At 67.3% G+C, this 16,176-nt stretch carries 16 protein-coding genes; 7 read left to right on the top strand and 9 right to left on the bottom strand.

The features are described from left to right. Nucleotides 1-9 precede the first annotated feature (9 nt). The 4 genes from AC1RMY_RS19040 (at nt 10) to AC1RMY_RS19025 (ending at nt 3,741) form a co-directional block, all read left to right on the top strand. Nucleotides 10-1,242, top strand: coding sequence for an MFS transporter (locus AC1RMY_RS19040; RefSeq protein ID WP_492867143.1), 1,233 nt, complete (start codon nt 10-12; stop codon nt 1,240-1,242). 203 nt (nt 1,243-1,445) lie between these two features. Beyond that, complete coding sequence (locus AC1RMY_RS19035) at nt 1,446-2,228, top strand: transporter substrate-binding domain-containing protein (RefSeq protein WP_492867142.1); 783 nt, start codon at nt 1,446-1,448, stop codon at nt 2,226-2,228. A gap of 71 nt (nt 2,229-2,299) precedes the next feature. Next, nucleotides 2,300-3,028: an ABC transporter permease gene (locus AC1RMY_RS19030; RefSeq protein WP_492867140.1), complete on the top strand. Its 729-nt coding sequence runs from the start codon at nt 2,300-2,302 to the stop codon at nt 3,026-3,028. Beyond that, complete coding sequence (locus AC1RMY_RS19025) at nt 3,025-3,741, top strand: ABC transporter permease (protein ID WP_492867139.1); 717 nt, start codon at nt 3,025-3,027, stop codon at nt 3,739-3,741. The genes AC1RMY_RS19030 and AC1RMY_RS19025 overlap by 4 nt, the downstream gene beginning before the upstream one ends. Nucleotides 3,742-3,765: 24 nt before the next feature. Here AC1RMY_RS19025 and map read toward each other — a convergent pair whose 3' ends face one another. After that, nucleotides 3,766-4,515 (bottom strand): type I methionyl aminopeptidase, encoded by a 750-nt coding sequence (gene map, locus AC1RMY_RS19020; protein ID WP_492867137.1) that lies wholly within the window; start codon nt 4,513-4,515, stop codon nt 3,766-3,768. Nucleotides 4,516-4,662: 147 nt separating this feature from the next. Between map and AC1RMY_RS19015 the strand changes: the two genes are divergently transcribed. Continuing rightward, entirely contained in the window at nt 4,663-5,529 is an 867-nt protein-coding gene (locus AC1RMY_RS19015; protein WP_492867135.1) for an NAD(P)-dependent oxidoreductase, read from the top strand. A gap of 36 nt (nt 5,530-5,565) precedes the next feature. On the opposite strand, the gene AC1RMY_RS19010 is transcribed toward AC1RMY_RS19015, so the two are convergent. Together AC1RMY_RS19010 and AC1RMY_RS19005 are read right to left on the bottom strand one after the other, a co-directional pair. Then, nucleotides 5,566-6,756 carry a multidrug effflux MFS transporter gene (locus AC1RMY_RS19010; RefSeq protein ID WP_492867133.1) on the bottom strand — a complete coding sequence of 397 codons (1,191 nt, stop codon included), beginning with the start codon at nt 6,754-6,756 and terminating at the stop codon, nt 5,566-5,568. Continuing rightward, nucleotides 6,753-7,655: a DMT family transporter gene (locus tag AC1RMY_RS19005; protein ID WP_492867131.1), complete on the bottom strand. Its 903-nt coding sequence runs from the start codon at nt 7,653-7,655 to the stop codon at nt 6,753-6,755. The genes AC1RMY_RS19010 and AC1RMY_RS19005 overlap by 4 nt, the downstream gene beginning before the upstream one ends. Before the next feature lie 301 nt (nt 7,656-7,956). Here AC1RMY_RS19005 and AC1RMY_RS19000 point away from each other — a divergent pair, with 301 nt between their 5' ends. Further along, nucleotides 7,957-9,732 carry a methyl-accepting chemotaxis protein gene (locus AC1RMY_RS19000; protein WP_492867129.1) on the top strand — a complete coding sequence of 592 codons (1,776 nt, stop codon included), beginning with the start codon at nt 7,957-7,959 and terminating at the stop codon, nt 9,730-9,732. Between the two features lie 18 nt (nt 9,733-9,750). Here AC1RMY_RS19000 and AC1RMY_RS18995 read toward each other — a convergent pair whose 3' ends face one another. The 4 genes from AC1RMY_RS18995 to moaA form a co-directional block, all read right to left on the bottom strand. Beyond that, a complete protein-coding gene (locus AC1RMY_RS18995) occupies nt 9,751-10,515 on the bottom strand; it encodes a hypothetical protein (RefSeq protein WP_492867127.1) in 765 nt (254 codons plus the stop codon). A gap of 97 nt (nt 10,516-10,612) precedes the next feature. Beyond that, complete coding sequence (locus AC1RMY_RS18990) at nt 10,613-12,145, bottom strand: hypothetical protein (RefSeq protein WP_492867125.1); 1,533 nt, start codon at nt 12,143-12,145, stop codon at nt 10,613-10,615. Continuing rightward, nucleotides 12,135-12,722: a hypothetical protein gene (locus tag AC1RMY_RS18985; protein WP_492867123.1), complete on the bottom strand. Its 588-nt coding sequence runs from the start codon at nt 12,720-12,722 to the stop codon at nt 12,135-12,137. Before AC1RMY_RS18985 ends, AC1RMY_RS18990 begins: the two co-directional genes overlap by 11 nt. Before the next feature lie 124 nt (nt 12,723-12,846). Then, entirely contained in the window at nt 12,847-13,860 is a 1,014-nt protein-coding gene (moaA, locus tag AC1RMY_RS18980) for a GTP 3',8-cyclase MoaA (RefSeq protein WP_492867210.1), read from the bottom strand. 187 nt (nt 13,861-14,047) lie between these two features. Between moaA and AC1RMY_RS18975 the strand changes: the two genes are divergently transcribed. After that, nucleotides 14,048-14,416, top strand: a complete 369-nt coding sequence (locus AC1RMY_RS18975; RefSeq protein WP_492867121.1) for a gamma-butyrobetaine hydroxylase family protein — start codon at nt 14,048-14,050, stop codon at nt 14,414-14,416. A 137-nt stretch (nt 14,417-14,553) separates the two neighbouring features. Here the strand turns inward: AC1RMY_RS18975 and hpxZ are convergent, their stop codons facing one another. Together hpxZ and AC1RMY_RS18965 are read right to left on the bottom strand one after the other, a co-directional pair. Then, nucleotides 14,554-14,958: an oxalurate catabolism protein HpxZ gene (gene hpxZ, locus AC1RMY_RS18970; RefSeq protein WP_492867119.1), complete on the bottom strand. Its 405-nt coding sequence runs from the start codon at nt 14,956-14,958 to the stop codon at nt 14,554-14,556. After that, nucleotides 14,955-16,127: an amidase gene (locus AC1RMY_RS18965; RefSeq protein WP_492867118.1), complete on the bottom strand. Its 1,173-nt coding sequence runs from the start codon at nt 16,125-16,127 to the stop codon at nt 14,955-14,957. The genes hpxZ and AC1RMY_RS18965 overlap by 4 nt, the downstream gene beginning before the upstream one ends. Nucleotides 16,128-16,176: the final 49 nt, after the last annotated feature.

Genomic DNA, 16,176 nt, shown 5'->3' with positions numbered 1-16,176 from the left:
CCGATCCTGATGACTCTCGCAACGAACGACACCCACATCGGGGCAACTGCGTCAGTGCAGGCCAAGGCCCGCCCGGGCAGCCATATCGGGCTGGTCCTGTTCGCGCTCGCGATGGGCGGCTTCGCCATCGGCACCACGGAATTCGCGGTGATGAGCCTCGTGCCGTATTTCTCAGCCGGACTCGGCATCGACGAGCCGACGGCTGGTCATGTCATCAGCGCCTATGCGCTCGGTGTCGTCGTCGGCGCACCGATCATCGCCGTGCTCGCGGCGCGGCTGTCGCGCCGGACGCTGCTGATCGGCCTGATGGCGGTGTTCGGTGTCGCGAACCTCATGAGCGCGCTGGCCCCGAGCTATGGCTGGATGCTTCTCTTCCGCTTCCTCAGCGGCCTGCCGCACGGCGCCTATTTCGGTGTGGCCGCGCTCGTCGCCGCCTCGCTCTCGCCGCCCAACCGCCGGGCCCAGGCAGTCGCGCGCGTCATGCTCGGCCTGACTGTCGCGACGATCATCGGCGTGCCCTTCGCTAACTGGATGGGGCAGGCGCTCGGCTGGCGTTGGGGCTTCGGCATCGTCGCCCTGCTGGCGCTGCTGACCATGGCACTGGTCTATGCCTTCGCCCCGCGCGACCGGGTCGAACCTGGTGCGAGCCCCTTGCGTGAACTCGGCGCGCTCAAGCGCCGGCAGGTCTGGCTGACGCTTGCCATCGGCGCGATCGGTTTCGGCGGCATGTTCGCGGTCTACACCTATGTCGCCTCGACGCTGATGGAGGTGACACAGGTCGCGCCGTCGGTGGTGCCTGTCGTTCTCTGTGTCTTCGGCCTCGGCCTGACGGCGGGCACGCTGGTCGGCGCCTGGGCGGCCGACCGGGCGCTGATGCCTTCGGTCGGCGGCATGCTGCTCTGGACGGCCGCAGCCCTGGCGCTGTTTCCATTCGCCGCCGGCAACATCTGGACGGTTTCGATCGTGATCTTCCTGATCGGCACCAGCGGCGGGCTCGGCGCCATGTTGCAGACGCGGCTGATGGACGTGGCCGAGGACGCGCAGACGCTGGCAGCCGCCCTCAACCACTCGGCCTTCAACACGGCCAACGCTCTCGGGCCCTGGCTCGGCGGCATGGCGATCGCCGCCGGCCATGGCTGGACCTCGACGGGCTGGGTCGGCACCGCGCTGGCGCTCGGCGGCTTCGCGATCTGGATCGTGGCCGTGCTCGACGACCGCCTCCGTGCGACGAAGGCCCGCTGATCGCGCCCGGGACCCGGTCTCTCGCGGCGCACTTGCTCGACATGACAGCCTCTCGCCCGCCCTGCCGAATAATTCGGCGGGCTGGCTCAGAAAAGCTGCGAGCCCCCACTTGCGGCCATGGCACGGCATCGCCCAATCTGTGGGCAGAGCTGGCTATGGGAACTCGAAACGCCCGTCCGGCCAAAACCTTGTGGGAGGTCCGAATGAAGGGTTTCGCGAAATTCATCGCCGCCGCCGCGCTGACGGTCGTCGGCGCCACCGGCGCCCTGGCGCAGGCCAAGGAGTGGAAGGAAGTTCGGATTGGTACCGAAGGCGCCTATCCGCCCTACAACAACCTCAACGCCAAGAAGGAGCTGGAAGGCTTCGAGATCGACTACGGCAACCTGCTCTGCGAGCGGATGAAGGTGAAATGCACCTGGGTCGTGCAGGACTGGGATGGCATCATCCCGGCGCTGCTCGCCAACAAGTACGATGTCATAATCGCCGGCATGAACGCGACCGACGAGCGCAAGAAGCAGGTCGACTTCACGAGCGTCTACAATAAGACGCCGATCTGGATGGTCGGGCCGAAGGCGACCAAAGGCAACGACATCACTCCCGTAGCGCTCAAGGGCAAGGCGGTCGGCGCGCAGGGCTCCACGATCCACGCCAATTTCCTCGAGAAGTTCTACAAGGACTCCAATCCGCGTCTCTATCCGACGCAGGAAGAGGCCAATCTCGATCTGATCAACGGCCGGCTCGACTATATCGTCGCCGATGCGCTCGCCCTCTCGGATTTTCTGAACGGCAAGGGCAAGGACTGCTGCAAGCTGATCGCCGAGGTGCCGCGCGATCCTGCGATCCACGGCCCGGGCGTCGCAGCAGCGATCCGCAAGAGCGACACCGCGCTCAAGGCCCTGTTCGACAAGGCGATCGCCGAAACCATCGCCGACGGCTCGAACAAGAAGCTCGAGGACAAGTGGTTCAAGCTGGCGGCCACCAACTGACCTGCCGATGTCACGCCCGCCGGCATCGCGCCGGCGGGCGCTTCCAGCGTAGGTCGCCAGCGTAGGTCGCAATGATCGAAAAGCTTGCTCTGCTCGGCTTCGGCGAGGGCGGTTGGGGCCTCGCGCTGCTCCAGGGCGCCGGAATCACCATCTCGATCGCACTGGCGACGCTGCCCTTCGGTCTGGCGCTCGGGCTGGTCGTGGCGCTGGGCAAGCGCTCTGACAGCGCCATCCTGCGCTGGATCGCGACGGGCTACACCACCGTCTTCCGCGGCGTGCCCGAACTGCTGACGCTCTACATCATCTATTTTGGCGTCCAGATCCTGCTGCAGCGGCTCTGGGAATGGCTTGGACTGCCGGGCAGTTTCTCGATGCCGCCCTTCGTCGCCGGCATGATCGCGCTCGGCGTCGTCCTCTCGGCCTTCTCCAGCGAAGTCTGGGTCGGTGCGCTGAACTCGATCCAGAAGGGTCAGCGCGAGGCGGCGGCGGCGCTGGGACTATCGAAGGCCCAGGCCTTCCGCCTCGTCGTCCTACCCCAGCTCATCCGTGTCGCGCTGCCCGGCCTCGGCAACAACTGGATGGTGCTGCTGAAGGAGACCTCGCTGGTCTCGGTCATCACCCTGCCGGACATCATGTTCATCACCACCCGCGCCAATGTCGCGACCAAGGAGCCCTTCCTGTTTTTCGGGGCGGCGATGCTGATCTACCTCGCCTTCTCGCTCGCCTCCGCCTGGGGGCTGGGCAAGCTGGAGGCGCGCACCAATCGCGGCTATGCGGCCTTCGGGGGCGCGACGCGATGAGCTGGTGCGAATATCCGGGCTGGCTCGTCGGCAGCGAGGTCTTCCAGAACTATGGCTGCCGCATGTTCAGCGGCCTCTGGATCACCTTCGAACTGGTGGCGATCTCGGTGACGCTGGGCTTCGTGCTGGCGCTTGGGCTTGCCGTCGCGCGGCTCTACGGCCCGAAATGGGCGCAAGGCCTGATCAATGGCTACACCACCTTCTTCCGTGGCACGCCGCTGCTCTGCCAGCTCTTCCTGGTCTATTACGGGCTCGGCCAGTTCCGCGTTTTCTGGACGGATCTCGGGCTCTGGTGGTTCTTCCGGGAGCCGTTCTACTGCGCGCTCCTGACCTTCGTCATCAATACGGCAGCCTATCAGGCCGAGATCCTGCGCGGCGCGATCCAGTCGATTCCGCGCGGCCAGTTCGAGGGCGCGCTGGCGCTCGGGCTGCATCGCTGGGCGACGCTTCGCCATGTGATCATGCCGCAGGCGATGATCCTGGCCCTGCGCCCGCTCGGCAACGAACTCATCGTGATGATCAAGTCGAGCGCGGTCGCCTCGCTTGTGACCCTGTTCGACCTGATGGGCGCGACGCGGCTCGCCTTCGCCCGCTCCTTCGACCTTTCGATCTACCTCTACGCGGCGCTGATCTATCTCGTCCTGGTCGAGGTCATCCGGCGCGTCTGGGACAGGCTCGAACTCAGGCTGACGAGGCATATGGCGCTGCGCTGATCGCCAGCGCCGATCGTTCCTGGATCAGGCTGGAAGCGTCAGGATCAGGGCTCCGTTGGCGGTCGCGACGACGGTGTGCTCGTACTGCACCGTCAATGCACGCGGCTCGCCATAGAGCGTCCAGGGATCGTCGCCATTCTCGGCCCAGTTCGCCCCGAGCGACAGGAACGGCTCGATCGTGAAGACCAGCCCCTTCTGCATCACCCGGCGCTCGGAACGATCCGGCCATGTCGCGAGCTCGGTCGGTTCTTCATGCAGCGAGCGACCGACGCCATGGCTCGCGAGGTTGCGGACCAGCGTATAGCCGTTCTTCTCGGCGAAGCGCCCGACGGCCCGTCCGATCCCGGCCAGCGGCTTGCCGGCCCCGACCTGCCCGATGCCGACCCAGAGCGCGCGGCGCCCGTCACGGCACAGCCGTTCGGTCCTGCGAGCGACCGGCGGTACGGCGAAAGAGGCGCCGGTGTCGGAAAAGAAGCCGTTCTTCTCCGCGGACACGTCGATGTTGACGAGGTCGCCGGCTTCGATCCGCCGCTCGCCGGGAATGCCATGCGCGATCTCGTCATTGACGCTGATGCAGGTTGCTCCCGGGAAATCATAGGCGAGTTCCGGTGCCGACCGCGCTCCGGCCTGTTCCAGCAGGGCTCGGCCGATCCCGTCGAGTTCCCCTGTCGTCATGCCCGGCTCGATCGCCTTTCCCATCGCGGCGAGCGCGGCCGCGACGATGCGGCCGATCTCCTGCAATCCCTTGAGCTCGTCGTCGTTGGATATGGTCATGGCCCGATGCCGTAGCCCGTTCGGCGACGTGCCACAACCGGCGCCTCGTTCTCGCGCATATGCGCCGTCGCAGCGGCGCTCCTTCCCAGCGGGCTTGCCGCAAGCTAAAGCGCTTGGCGAATTCAGAACAATGCAGCGGAGCGAAACATGGCCAAAGTCGCGTTCATCGGTCTCGGCGTCATGGGCTATCCCATGGCCGGTCATCTCAAGGCCAAGGGCCACGAGGTCACGGTCTACAACCGCAACCCGACGAAGGCGCAAGGCTGGGTCTCGCAGCATGCCGGCATTTCGGCGCCGACCCCCGCCGATGCGGCGCGGGGCCAGGAGATCGTCTTCGCCTGCGTCGGCAATGACGATGACCTGCGCTCGGTGACGCTGGGCGAACAGGGCGCCTTCGCCGGCATGGACAAGGGCGCAGTATTCGTCGACCACACCACGGCGTCGGCCAATGTCGCCCGCGAGCTCGATGCTGCCGCGAAGGCCGGCGGCTTCGGATTCGTCGACGCGCCGGTCTCGGGCGGCCAGGCCGGCGCCGAGAACGGCGTGCTGACGGTCATGTGCGGCGGCGAGCCTGCGGTTTATGCCCGTGCCGAGCCGGTGATCGCGGCTTACGCCCGCATGTGCAAGCTGATGGGCCCGGCCGGTTCCGGCCAGCTCACCAAGATGGTCAACCAGATCTGCATCGCCGGCCTCGTCCAGGCGCTGTCGGAGGGCGTGCACTTCGCCAAGCGGGCCGGGCTCGACGTCGAGGCGATGCTCGAGGTGATCTCGAAGGGCGCCGCCGGCTCCTGGCAGATGGAGAACCGCGGCAAGACCATGAATGCGGGCAAGTTCGACTTCGGCTTCGCCGTGGACTGGATGCGCAAGGATCTCGGCATCGTGCTCGACGAGGCGCGCAGCAACGGTGCGCGCCTGCCGGTCACCGCTCTGGTCGATCAGTTCTATGCCGATGTGCAGAAGCTCGGCGGTGGTCGCTGGGATACCTCGAGCCTGCTCAGGCGCCTGGAAGGCTGAGCGGGAGAGCCGGCTCTGCCATCACCCGGGCCTCCGTCAGCGGTCCGGCGTCGCGTCCCGCCGGCCTAGGTGGATCGCGACCAGCCCGGCCGCGGTCAGGAGCCACATCAATACCACCAGCGAAGGCGACCAGATCGTCACCAGCCAGCTGATCAGCACCGTCATCAGCGCGCTGAGCCCGAGCTGGATCGCGCCCATCAGCCCGGCGGCGGAGCCTGCAAGTTCCGGCCGGGCCGACAGCGCCTCTGCCGTCGCGCCAGGGATCGTCATGCCGTTGCCGATGGCGTTGAGGGCGAGTGGCAGGAACAGCATCAGCGGCACCCAGTCCGTGCGCAGCGCAAGCGGAACCGCTATCGTCATCGCGACGGCCGAGATGACGAGCCCGAGATGGACCATGCGCGGGGCGCCGATGCGGACCACCAGCCGCGCCATGGCGAAATTACCGAACATGTAGCCCAGCGCGTTCAGGATGAAATAGGTGCCGTAGACGTCGCTGCTGCGCCCCATGGTCTCGACCACGACATAGGGTGCCGCGGCGATGAAGGCGAAGAAGGCGGAGGTGCTGGTCGAGACGGCTATGACGTTCAAACTGAAAGCACGGTTTCCGGCGAGCTGCGGGAAGGCGCGGAACACACCGAGGAGCGGCGTCCGCTGGCCGAGATCAGGGGCGGTCTCCGGCAGTCGAGCCACTGTCAGCAACAGCACGACGGCGCCCGTGACCGTCATGAACCAGAGGATCATGCGCCAGCCGAAGGCGACCTCGATCTGCCCGCCGAGCCAGGGCGCGACCATCGGCGCCACGACCATCACCATGGTCACCGTCGCGATCTGGCTCGCAGCCTGGTCGCGTGTGGCGGTGTCGCGGATGATCGCGCGCGACAGCGCGAAGACCGAGCCCGAGCCCGCGCCCTGCAGCACCCGCGCCAGCAGCAAGAGCTCGATCGACGGAGCCAGCGCGCCGAGCAATGAGCCGATCACGAACAGGATGATGCCCGCATTGACGCAGGGCCGGCGGCCGAAGCGATCGGAGAGCGGGCCGCTGACGAGCTGTGTCAGGGCCACCGCCACAAGGAACAGCGTCAGGGTAAGCTGGATCGTCGCGTAGCTCTCGCCGAAATGGCGCGCCAGGTTCGGCGCAGCCGGCGCCATCAGGTTGAGCGCGAGCGGCTGCAAGGTCGACATCGCGACCAGCACCACCAATGTCGGCTTCAACGCCATCGCCGTCATGCCGGTGGTCCGCCCGCGATCTTGAGCTTCGAGTCGGGTACGACGCGTTGCCGGTGCATGGTGTAGAGCCCGCTCGCGACGATCAAGGCTATGCCGAGGAAGGCGACGGCATCGGGAATCTCGCCCCAGACGAAATAACCCATCAGCACGGCGAGGATGACGACCGAATAGCGATAGCCGGAGACGACTCCGACATCGGTGTTGCGATAGGCGCTGATGATGCAGATGCTTCCCGCCGTCATCAACGCGGCCGCCGCCGCGACATAGAGCGTTTCGCGGCGCCAGATCGGTGCCCAGACCTCGAACAGCCCGTAGCCGCAGGCGACGAGGCCGACGATCGCGGTCGTCATCAGGGCGATGACGGTCGAGGGAATCTCGTTCCCGATCCGGCGGGTCAGCAGATCGCGGCAGGCGGCGAGGCTGGCGCTTCCGAGCGCGACGAGGGCGGCGAAATCGAAGGAATCCGCCGCCGGCCTCAGCACCACCAGAACCCCGCAGAAGCCAACGAAGACCGCAATGGTTCGGCGCCAGCCGACACGCTCGATGCCCAGGACGACGGCAAGCGCCACGATGATGATCGGCGAGGCCAGCAGGATCGCGGTGACATCCGCCAGCGGTAGCTTGGCCAGCGCCCATATGAAGGTCAGCGTCACGCCGGCGTCGATCAGCCCGCGCAGCAGCACGATCGGTTTCGCGGCCAGCCGCAGCCTGGCACCATCCCGAAAGGCGAGGACGAGCCCGAGCGAGGCCAGCAGCGCGAAGGCCGTGCGCAGCGTGATCGCCTGCCCGACCGGGTAGGCCTCGCGCGCCAGCTTCATCAGGGCGTCGTTGCAGATGAAGAGCGCCATGGCGCCCAGCATGGCGAGAATGCCGCGGCGATTCTGTTCGGGGCTGGCCACGGCGTCGTCCCGTCCTGGCTCAGGCCGCGAGGCTGTCGAGTGAGAAGGGGCTCGGGTCGAGGGCGGATCGGCCTGCCGTCGAGACGTCGTCGCTGATGCTCGTCATGGGCGATGCTGGCTCGGCAGGGCGCGGGAGGAAGGCGGGATGGGACATATGACCCTGTCGGAGCCTTACAGGCGCACCTCGTTTGGGTCCATGTCCACAGGCGCCCGATCGACCTGCTCCGGGCACAGTCGTCAGTCTTTGTTAACAATCTCGAACCATAAGGAAGCGGCTGACTTAACCTAACGGGATGGCCTGATGCACGGCAGGGTTCGACGCTGGCTGAGCAGTCGAAGCCGTGCGGCTGCGGTCGATGCCGCTGTGGCGGCGGAAGCGGCGTCCGCCGCCGTCCTGGCCGCAACGGATATGGTCGCTACCCGCCGCGCCGCCAATCGCGAAGCGGTAAACGTCCTTGAGCAGGACGTGGTGGCCGCGATGCGTCGCCTGACTGCCGATCTCGGCAGCGCCGAGCGGTTCTCGACCGAATCCGAGACTCGATCCAGCGCCATCCATGAGAGCGTCATCGGGATGCGGACTGCGGCCGCGACTGCGAATGAGAATTCGGCAGCGCTGGTGACGGCGTCGCAGCAGGTCTCCGATGCCGCCGAGGAAATCGGCAGCTCGATGAGCCACGCGCGCGAGCGACTGGACGCAGCCGCGACCCGCGCCGGCGAGGCGACCGAGATGATGACGGGCCTCGCCGTCGCAACGGCCGAGATCCGCGGCATCGTCGATTCGATCGCCGAGATCGCGCGCCAGACCAATCTGCTCGCGCTGAACGCCTCGATCGAGGCTGCCCGCGCCGGCGAGGCCGGGCGCGGCTTCGGCGTCGTCGCGCAGGAGGTCAAGGTCCTCTCAGTGGAGGTGCGCGATGCGGTCGAGAGTATCCGCAACCGCGTCGACCGGCTGACGCAGGCTGCCCATGGCTCGGCCGCCATCGTGACGGACGCCCTCCAGATGGTGCGCGACGTCAACCCGGTGATCGCCGCGATCGGGACGGCCTCGCAGGAGCAGGCGGCGGCGACGGCGGAACTCTCGCGCAATGCGGGTGAGACGGCGCGCTTCGTCGAGACGGTGGTGCAGCGCGTCGACGAGATCGACCGCGTGGCGCTGTCGGCCGCGACCGAAAGCGCCAATGCCCGCAGGGTGACCAGCATAGGTGCCAGCCGTGCATGCGGCATGCTGCGGCGGTTCATACCGACCTTGCGGCACTCCTCCTTTGCCGACCGCCGGCAGCATGACCGCTTTCCCGTCGAGCATCGTGCCAAGGCCAGGTTCGGTGCCGTCGACTTCGTCAGCCGCACCATCGATCTCGGCCGTGGTGGCGTTCTGCTCGCGAGCCCGCAGGATCACATGTTCGTGCCGGGCATCTCCGGTTCGATCGAGATCGCCGACCTGCCGCCGATGCCCTGCCGCATGGCGGCGACCAGCGAACTCGGCCTGCACATGGTCTTCGATCGCCAGGCGGCCGGCGAGGCGCATCAGCTCGATGGGCTGATCGAGACGATCGAGAACTCCTACCGCCCGCTGACCGACAAGGCCCAGGCCTTCGCAGCCGAACTCTCCGCTGTGATGGCGGGCGCCCTCGATGACGGCCTCGCGAGCGAGGCGGAACTGTTCGACGTGGACTATGTCGCGGAAACCGGCACCGACCCTCAGCAGTATAGCAACCGCGCCTTGCCGGCTCTCGAGACCCTTCTGCCGCCCGTGCTGGCGCGTACGCTCGCGAGCGATCCGCGCCTGCTCTTCACGGTGGCGATCGACCGCAACGGCTTCATCCCCGTCCACAACCAGGCCTATTCGCTGCCTCAACGCAGCGGTGATCCGGCCTGGAACGCGGCCCACTCCCGCAACCGGCGCATCTTCGACGACCGCGCCGGCATCGCGGCGGCCCGCTCGGTTCGGCCCTTCCTCGTCCAGTCCTATCTGCGCGACATGGGCGGCGGCGTCACCGAAATGGTCCGCGAGGTCGATGCCCCGCTGCGGGTCAGGGGCCGTCATTGGGGCGGCGTGCGGATGGCCTACCGAATGTAGACCGGCGCAGGCCGGCCGTCAGAGCCGTTCCCAGACGAAGGGAATGTTCAGCCCGCGCAGCGTCTGCTGCCAGAGCGAGCCGGCCTGTTCGAGACGTTGCGCGTCATAGACGCCCTGGACCTGGTGGACCTGCAATTGCCAGGCGCTGGCGCCTGAATCCTTCCAGACCTTGCCGACGAGGCGCTTGAGGCGCTCGGGGTCGCGCGCTGCGGCGTTGCTGCCGAAGACGGTGAACTGGTTCGAGTTCTGCAGCATGTCCGAGACCAGGACGAGCGCCTTGTCGCCGTCGCGCACGCGCGTCTCGGGCCGCGAGACGACGTCGCCCACCGCTTCCACGATCGGCGAGAGGTTGCCCTTGGCTGGCTGTGTCAGGACGGCCAGCGCGTCGTCGAGTGGCCGGCCGAACTTCTCGACCCAGCGCATATAGTCGCGGCGCGGATTGCCGATCAGCTCGCTCGCCGTCCGCCCCGGATTGCACAGCGACAAGAGCGGCGGAAAGCCCGGCTCGAACACGTCGTTGAAGACATAGATCGACAGCATCCGGTCCGGCGGCAGCTCGTCGCCGATCTTCTTGACCAGCCGCTTCAGCCGCCCGGCCTGGACCTCGCTCCACGGGTCGCTCTTGTCGACCAGCACCAGCGTATGGCCGACCGCGCCGGTCTTCAGGCAGAGCGATTCGGAATCGCGCGGCGGTCCCTTGAGCAGCGAGGGCGCGGCGAAGAAGCCGACCAGCGCGACGCCTGCCAAGATGGAGGCGACGATCGCCCAGCTCTCGCTCTTCATCGACCACTCTTCATTCTGCAATCCTCGGAAACACTGAGCGTCATCCCGGGCTTGCCCCGGGATCCATCGGAGGGCCGTTCCTTTGACGGATTTGGCCCTACGATGGATCCCGGATCTCCGCTTCGCTGCGTCCGGGATGACGGCGCGGTTCGGGCGCCGGACGCGAATTCTCACGTTCCATAGCGGCGAATTCCGCATTGATCTGCCGGCGCGCCGCCTCGTCCTGCTCGAAGGCATCGCGCCCCGCCTCGGCGGCCCGCGTCTTCAGCCGCTCGATCTCACCGGCCAGATCGAGGCCGCGCACCAGAGCCAGCCGCTCCCGCAACTTGGCCTCGACCAGGGCCGGCATGTTTGCCAGTTGCCGCTCGAAATCGGCGATCAGGGTCCTGACCGCACGATGCTCGGCAAGCTCGGTCGGCTCGTCGATCTCGGGCAGGTTGAGCGATTGCGAGAAATAGGCGGGCGGGATATCCGTCCGCACGCGCAGATTGGCCTCGCGATACTGCATCAGCGCGGCGTCCTTGGCCGAACGAAGCTGTGCGAGGCGCGCATTGAACAGATCGCGCGCCTGGTCGGCGTTGGCTTTGAAGGCCTGCAGCCGGGCGAGTTCATGCGCGCAGTCCTCCTTGAAGCCGTCGATGCCGGATCGGAGGATTTCCAGTTCCGGCAGCAGTTCGACATCGAGCCGGCGGCGCTCGTCCTCGACCGCGCTCCAGCGCTGGCGCCAGCGCTTGTAGGCTGCGCCATGCCCGGGATAGGTGCCGAAGGCCGAATAGCCCTTCACGGCCGCGGCGAAGGCGACGATGCAGCCGATCAGCACCAGCGCCGCCGATTTCAGTTCGGTGATCGCGAGCGGGCTCTCCATCAGGCGCGGCAGCACCTGCAGCGAGCGCGCATCGGGCGTGGCGATCAGCATCTCGCGGTAATGTCCGACGGCGAGGTTGAACAGCACGATCAGCGCGATCAGCGCGGCATAGACGGGCAGGGCCCAGAACAGATGCGAGGCTCGCACATGCTGGCAATATCGTGCCGGCCAAAGGCCGACGAGGAAGCCCAGCGCGATGTTGAGGGCCGAGATGATCACGGCGGTTGCGGCGCCGCCGACGAGGCCGAACTCGCTGGCCTCCGCGAAGAAGTTGCCGTTGAGCAGGCTCTCGATCACCAGCGGCACGATCAGGAAGAGCAGGATGAACTGCCATTTGTCGATCTTCGGATCGGCGGTGCGGCGATGCGTGTAGTTGAAGAACTCGTATTCCCGCTTGGCCTTGAGCGCGTCATAGACCCGCTGCTCCAGCTCGCCGCCATGTCGGTTCAGCAAGGCGCGCATTGACGCCTCGATCGAGCGGACCCGACCCTCATAGCGCTCCTGGGTGAAGATCTCGCGCCGGCCGGCGATCTCGGCATGCAGGGCGTTCAGCGCCGAGGCGGCCTCCTGCCGGATCGCTCCGAACAGCTCCATGACGCGCGCCAGCAGGGTCAGCTCGGTCTGCGAGGGCAGGGTCGAATGCGGTGGCGGGTTGTTGTCGAGCGCATCGCTCGCGCCATGATGCCCCGCCTGCACCACCTCGGCGAGGTGATGGGCCGTGATCGGCGGAAGCATGCCGTTGGCGGCGCCGGGTTCATGCGCCATGCACGGATCTCGCCAGGAAATGCCGGGCGTCGACGACATCGACATGGAAATCCCGGAAGCCGCGTCGGGCCGGCCGGCGATAGGTCCGCTGGAACCAGCCTGTCATGGCCAGCAGCAGGGCGGTGATCGCCAGCACGATCCATCCCTCCGTCGTCGGATGTTCCGTGGCGGGCACGCTGGCGATCGCCAGCAACGCCGCGGCGATCGCGGCGAGCGCCAGCAGCACGCCGACGCGATGCCGGCCGACGTCATGCGCCAGTCGCAGCGCGGTTTCGATCCCGGCAATTACGGTGAAGGCGCACAGCGCGAGCACGGTCAGGGCCGCCAGGCCCGCGGCGATTCCGGCGCCGATGCCGCTCGGGGAGGCCGGTGCCAGCGCCGTGAACACGCTGCGCGCCGACAAGCCGGCGAAGACGACACAGGCGATGACGAGCAGGGCCAGCAGCAGCGAAAGCAGCCGCAGATTTGGCCAGAGCCTGATGGCCATGGTCGCCAGCCGGGCGATCCGGGTCTCCAGCACGAAGCGGGAGACGTCATGCGCGGTCGACCTGAGCCGAGGAAGAATGCCTCTGATCATCGAACGCCCGCAACAGCCACCATCAACGAAGCGTTAATGCTTTGGTGAAGCGCGTCAAGGCATTGGCGCTGCGCGCACGCCGCCGTCCCCAGCGGGCGGCGCGTGCGGGTGCGCAGCCGTCCGCTCACCCGCCGGTGACGCTCATATGGCGGCCGACCGCTGGCCGGCTGCGGCGCCGGTCGATGACGAAGTCATGGCCCTTGGGCTTGCGCGAGATCGCCTCTTCCATGGCGCGATGCAGGGCGGCGTCGTCGGCCGAAGCCCGGATCGGGGCGCGCAGATCGGCGGCGTCCTCCTGGCCGAGGCACATATAGAGCGTGCCGGTGCAGGTCAGCCGCACGCGGTTGCAGCTCTCGCAGAAATTATGCGTCATCGGCGTGATGAAGCCGACGAGCCCGCCGGTCTCCTTGACGCGCACATAGCGGGCCGGGCCGCCGGTGCGATACGGATCGTCGACGAGGTTGTAGCTGTCCATGAGCCGCGCCCGCACCACCGAGAGCGGCAGGAACTGGTCGATGCGCCCGGGCTCGATCTCGCCCAGCGGCATCACCTCGATCAGGGTCAGGTCCATGCCGAGGCCGTGGGCCCAGGTCATCAGGCTCTCGATCTCGTCCTCGTTGACGCCCTTGAGCGCGACCGCGTTGATCTTGACCCTCATGCCCGCCTTGCGCGCCGCCTCGATGCCGCCGAGCACCTTGCCGAGGTCGCCCCAGCGCGTGATCTTGCGGAACTTGTCGGGGTCGAGCGTGTCCAGCGAGACGTTGATCCGGCGCACGCCGTAATCGGCGAGTTCCTGGGCGTAACGGTCGAGCAGCGAGCCGTTCGTCGTCAGCGTCAGCTCTTCCAGCGCGCCCGTGGCGAGATGGCGCGAGAGCGAGCGGAACAGGCTCATCACGTCGCGCCGGACCAGAGGCTCGCCGCCGGTGAGGCGGAGTTTCCGGGTGCCGCGTGCGACGAAGGCGGAGGCGACGCGGTCGATCTCCTCCAGCGTCAGCAAATCGCGCTTGGGCAGGAAGGTCATGTCCTCGGACATGCAATAGACGCAGCGGAAATCGCAGCGATCCGTCACCGAGATCCGCAGATAGGAGATATCGCGGCCGAACGGGTCGGTCAGAACCGGGCGCGTCAGCGGCGCGATCGTCGGCTTGGTCGTCTCGGGGATCGTCGTATCGAGCAGCACGGCCTGAAACTGTCCGGTCACTGGCGCCTGCCTTCTTCCGCGCTGTGCGGGAAGGCGGCATTGCTATGGTGCCGAGACATTGGCATTGCTGCGGCCAAGGTCAAGCGCAGCCAGTGTCGCGCCCCGTCACCGAGAACCCGATCCGATGTCATCCTGGCCGACCGAAATCCGCCTCTCGAAGGACCGCCGGACGCTTCACATTGCCTTCGACGACGGCGCGAATTATGCGCTCGCGGCCGAATTGCTGCGTGTCGAGAGCCCCTCGGCCGAGGTGCAGGGCCACGGCCCGACGCAGAAGAAGACCATACCCGGCAAGGCCGAGGTCGAGATCCTCACCGTCGAACCCGTCGGTCACTATGCCGTGAAGCTCACCTTCGACGACATGCACGACACCGGCATCTATGGCTGGGACTATCTGCGCGAGCTCGGCGAAACGGGCGAGGCCAAGATGCAGGCCTATCTCGAAGCGCTTGCCGCGCAGGGGCTCTCGCGGGAGCCGCTACGTCGGCGGTGAGGTGGTCAGCGCCGTTTCAGGCGAGGATGCGCGCGACAGTCCCGCCATCGCGAGAAGCGAGAGCGACGAAGCAATCCAGGAGCCGTAGCGCTCGACGCTTCCCTGGATTGCTTCGCTGACGCTCGCAATGACGACGTTCAATAGAGCCGCACGCCGTCCATGGTCGAGACATGCGCCGAGATCACCTTCCAGCCGAGCTCGGGAAAGCGCACCCAGCTCTGGCTCTGCCGGCCGATCAGGTCGCGGCCACGCACCTTGAACTCCAGGTTGACGGTCGCGATGTCGCGCCCGAGCGTCAGGATCTCCAGCCGGATCCGCTTCTCTTTGATCCCGGGTCCGGGCGGGCGGGCGACGCGGTGGCCATGGATTTCGGCGAAGCCGTAGCCGTTCTCGTGCAGCGCGTAGCGGATCGTGTGCGGGCTGTTCCAGAAGGTCGCGTCGAGCACATCGACATTCTTGTCGATCAGCGCCTGTTCGTAACGCTCGAACAGCGCCGAAACCTCGGCGACCACATCGGGCAGGTTGGGCGTCAGGTCGGTCACGCGGCTTTCTCCATGGCTTGGGCGACGGCGACGAGCGCGGCGTCCGTGCCGCGCCCGCCGATGATCGAAAGCCCGACCGGCGCACCATCCACCGTCGCACCGGGCAGGCTCACCTGCGGCGAGCCGGTCAGCCCGCCCTGCGAGCACAGGCAACTGATCCGGTCCTTGAAGAACTGCTGGACCGGCGTTGAGAGGCCGCGCTTCGGGGCAGGGAAAGGCGTGGTCGGCAGGCACAGGATCGTGCCGGGCGGCAGCAGATAATGCAGCCTTGCCCTGGCCTCCTGTCGCATCAGCGCGGCCCAGGCACGATCCGCTTCCGGCATCCGCGCGCCGTTGAGAAGCCCGGCCGCTACGGTGAAGGCCATGCGCGGATTGGCGCTCTCGACCCAGGGCCTGAACGTCTCCCAGGCCTCGACCGGCTGCAGCGTGCGCTGCGCCTTCGCCCAGACGGAGAGACCTTGCGGCGCCATCAACTCCTCGCGCACCTCGCCGATGATCTTGCCGAGCCGCTCGACCATTGGCGCAAGCGCCGCGGCGACGTCCGGGTCGGCGAAGCCGAAGGCATCGACGGCCACGATCAGCTTTGTCGGCAGCGGGCCGGGCGCCTCGCCCAGCATCACCGTCGAGACCCTGGCGAAGGTATCCGCATCGCGCGCGAACCAGCCGGTCGTGTCGGAGGAGGGCGCCTGCGGCAGCATCCCGGTGACGTCGATCCGGCCATGGGTCGGGCGGATGCCGTAGAGGCCGCAGAAGCTGGAGGGAACGCGCACCGAGCCGCCCGTATCGGTGCCCAGCGCCGTGTCGCAGAGGTCGGCCGCGACAGCCGCCGCGGACCCCGACGACGAGCCGCCCGGCACGCGATCGGGCGCGGCGGTATTGAGCGGCGTGCCGTCGAAGGCATTCTCGCCGAGGATGCCGAGCGAGACCTCGTCGGTTATGGTCTTGCCCACCAGATCCGCCCCGGCATCGAGCAGGGTCTGGACCGCCCAGGCATGGCGCTCCGGCACGGGGTTGAACGTCGCCCAGTCGTGATTGCCGCCCCTGGTCGGCACGCCAGCGACATCGAACAGGTCCTTGGCCGCGAAGCTCAGTCCGGAGAGCGGCCCGCCCGCTTGCCCGCAGATACGAACCCGCGGTCCGGCCACGAAGGCATTGACGACATCATCCACGTTCATTCTCGTCAGTTGCTGAATCCAGCTTCGAGAATGCCAGTGCGAG

Source organism: Allobosea sp. GW822-FHT03F07 (assembly GCF_058801345.1).
Note: the sequence above shows the minus strand (reverse complement) of the source record. Positions and strands in the feature narration are given on the sequence as shown.

Bases quoted from the DNA above. Each gene is read 5' to 3' on its own strand.
- AC1RMY_RS18990 (WP_492867125.1), bottom strand. From the start codon at position 12,145: ATGGCGCATGAACCCGGCGCCGCCAACGGCATGCTTCCGCCGATCACG.
- AC1RMY_RS18985 (WP_492867123.1), bottom strand. From the start codon at position 12,722: ATGATCAGAGGCATTCTTCCTCGGCTCAGGTCGACCGCGCATGACGTC.
- map (WP_492867137.1), bottom strand. From the start codon at position 4,515: ATGACCATATCCAACGACGACGAGCTCAAGGGATTGCAGGAGATCGGC.
- AC1RMY_RS19000 (WP_492867129.1), top strand. From the start codon at position 7,957: ATGCACGGCAGGGTTCGACGCTGGCTGAGCAGTCGAAGCCGTGCGGCT.
- AC1RMY_RS19015 (WP_492867135.1), top strand. From the start codon at position 4,663: ATGGCCAAAGTCGCGTTCATCGGTCTCGGCGTCATGGGCTATCCCATG.
- AC1RMY_RS19010 (WP_492867133.1), bottom strand. From the start codon at position 6,756: ATGACGGCGATGGCGTTGAAGCCGACATTGGTGGTGCTGGTCGCGATG.
- AC1RMY_RS18975 (WP_492867121.1), top strand. From the start codon at position 14,048: ATGTCATCCTGGCCGACCGAAATCCGCCTCTCGAAGGACCGCCGGACG.
- AC1RMY_RS19025 (WP_492867139.1), top strand. From the start codon at position 3,025: ATGAGCTGGTGCGAATATCCGGGCTGGCTCGTCGGCAGCGAGGTCTTC.
- AC1RMY_RS19040 (WP_492867143.1), top strand. From the start codon at position 10: ATGACTCTCGCAACGAACGACACCCACATCGGGGCAACTGCGTCAGTG.
- AC1RMY_RS18995 (WP_492867127.1), bottom strand. From the start codon at position 10,515: ATGAAGAGCGAGAGCTGGGCGATCGTCGCCTCCATCTTGGCAGGCGTC.
- AC1RMY_RS19035 (WP_492867142.1), top strand. From the start codon at position 1,446: ATGAAGGGTTTCGCGAAATTCATCGCCGCCGCCGCGCTGACGGTCGTC.
- AC1RMY_RS19030 (WP_492867140.1), top strand. From the start codon at position 2,300: ATGATCGAAAAGCTTGCTCTGCTCGGCTTCGGCGAGGGCGGTTGGGGC.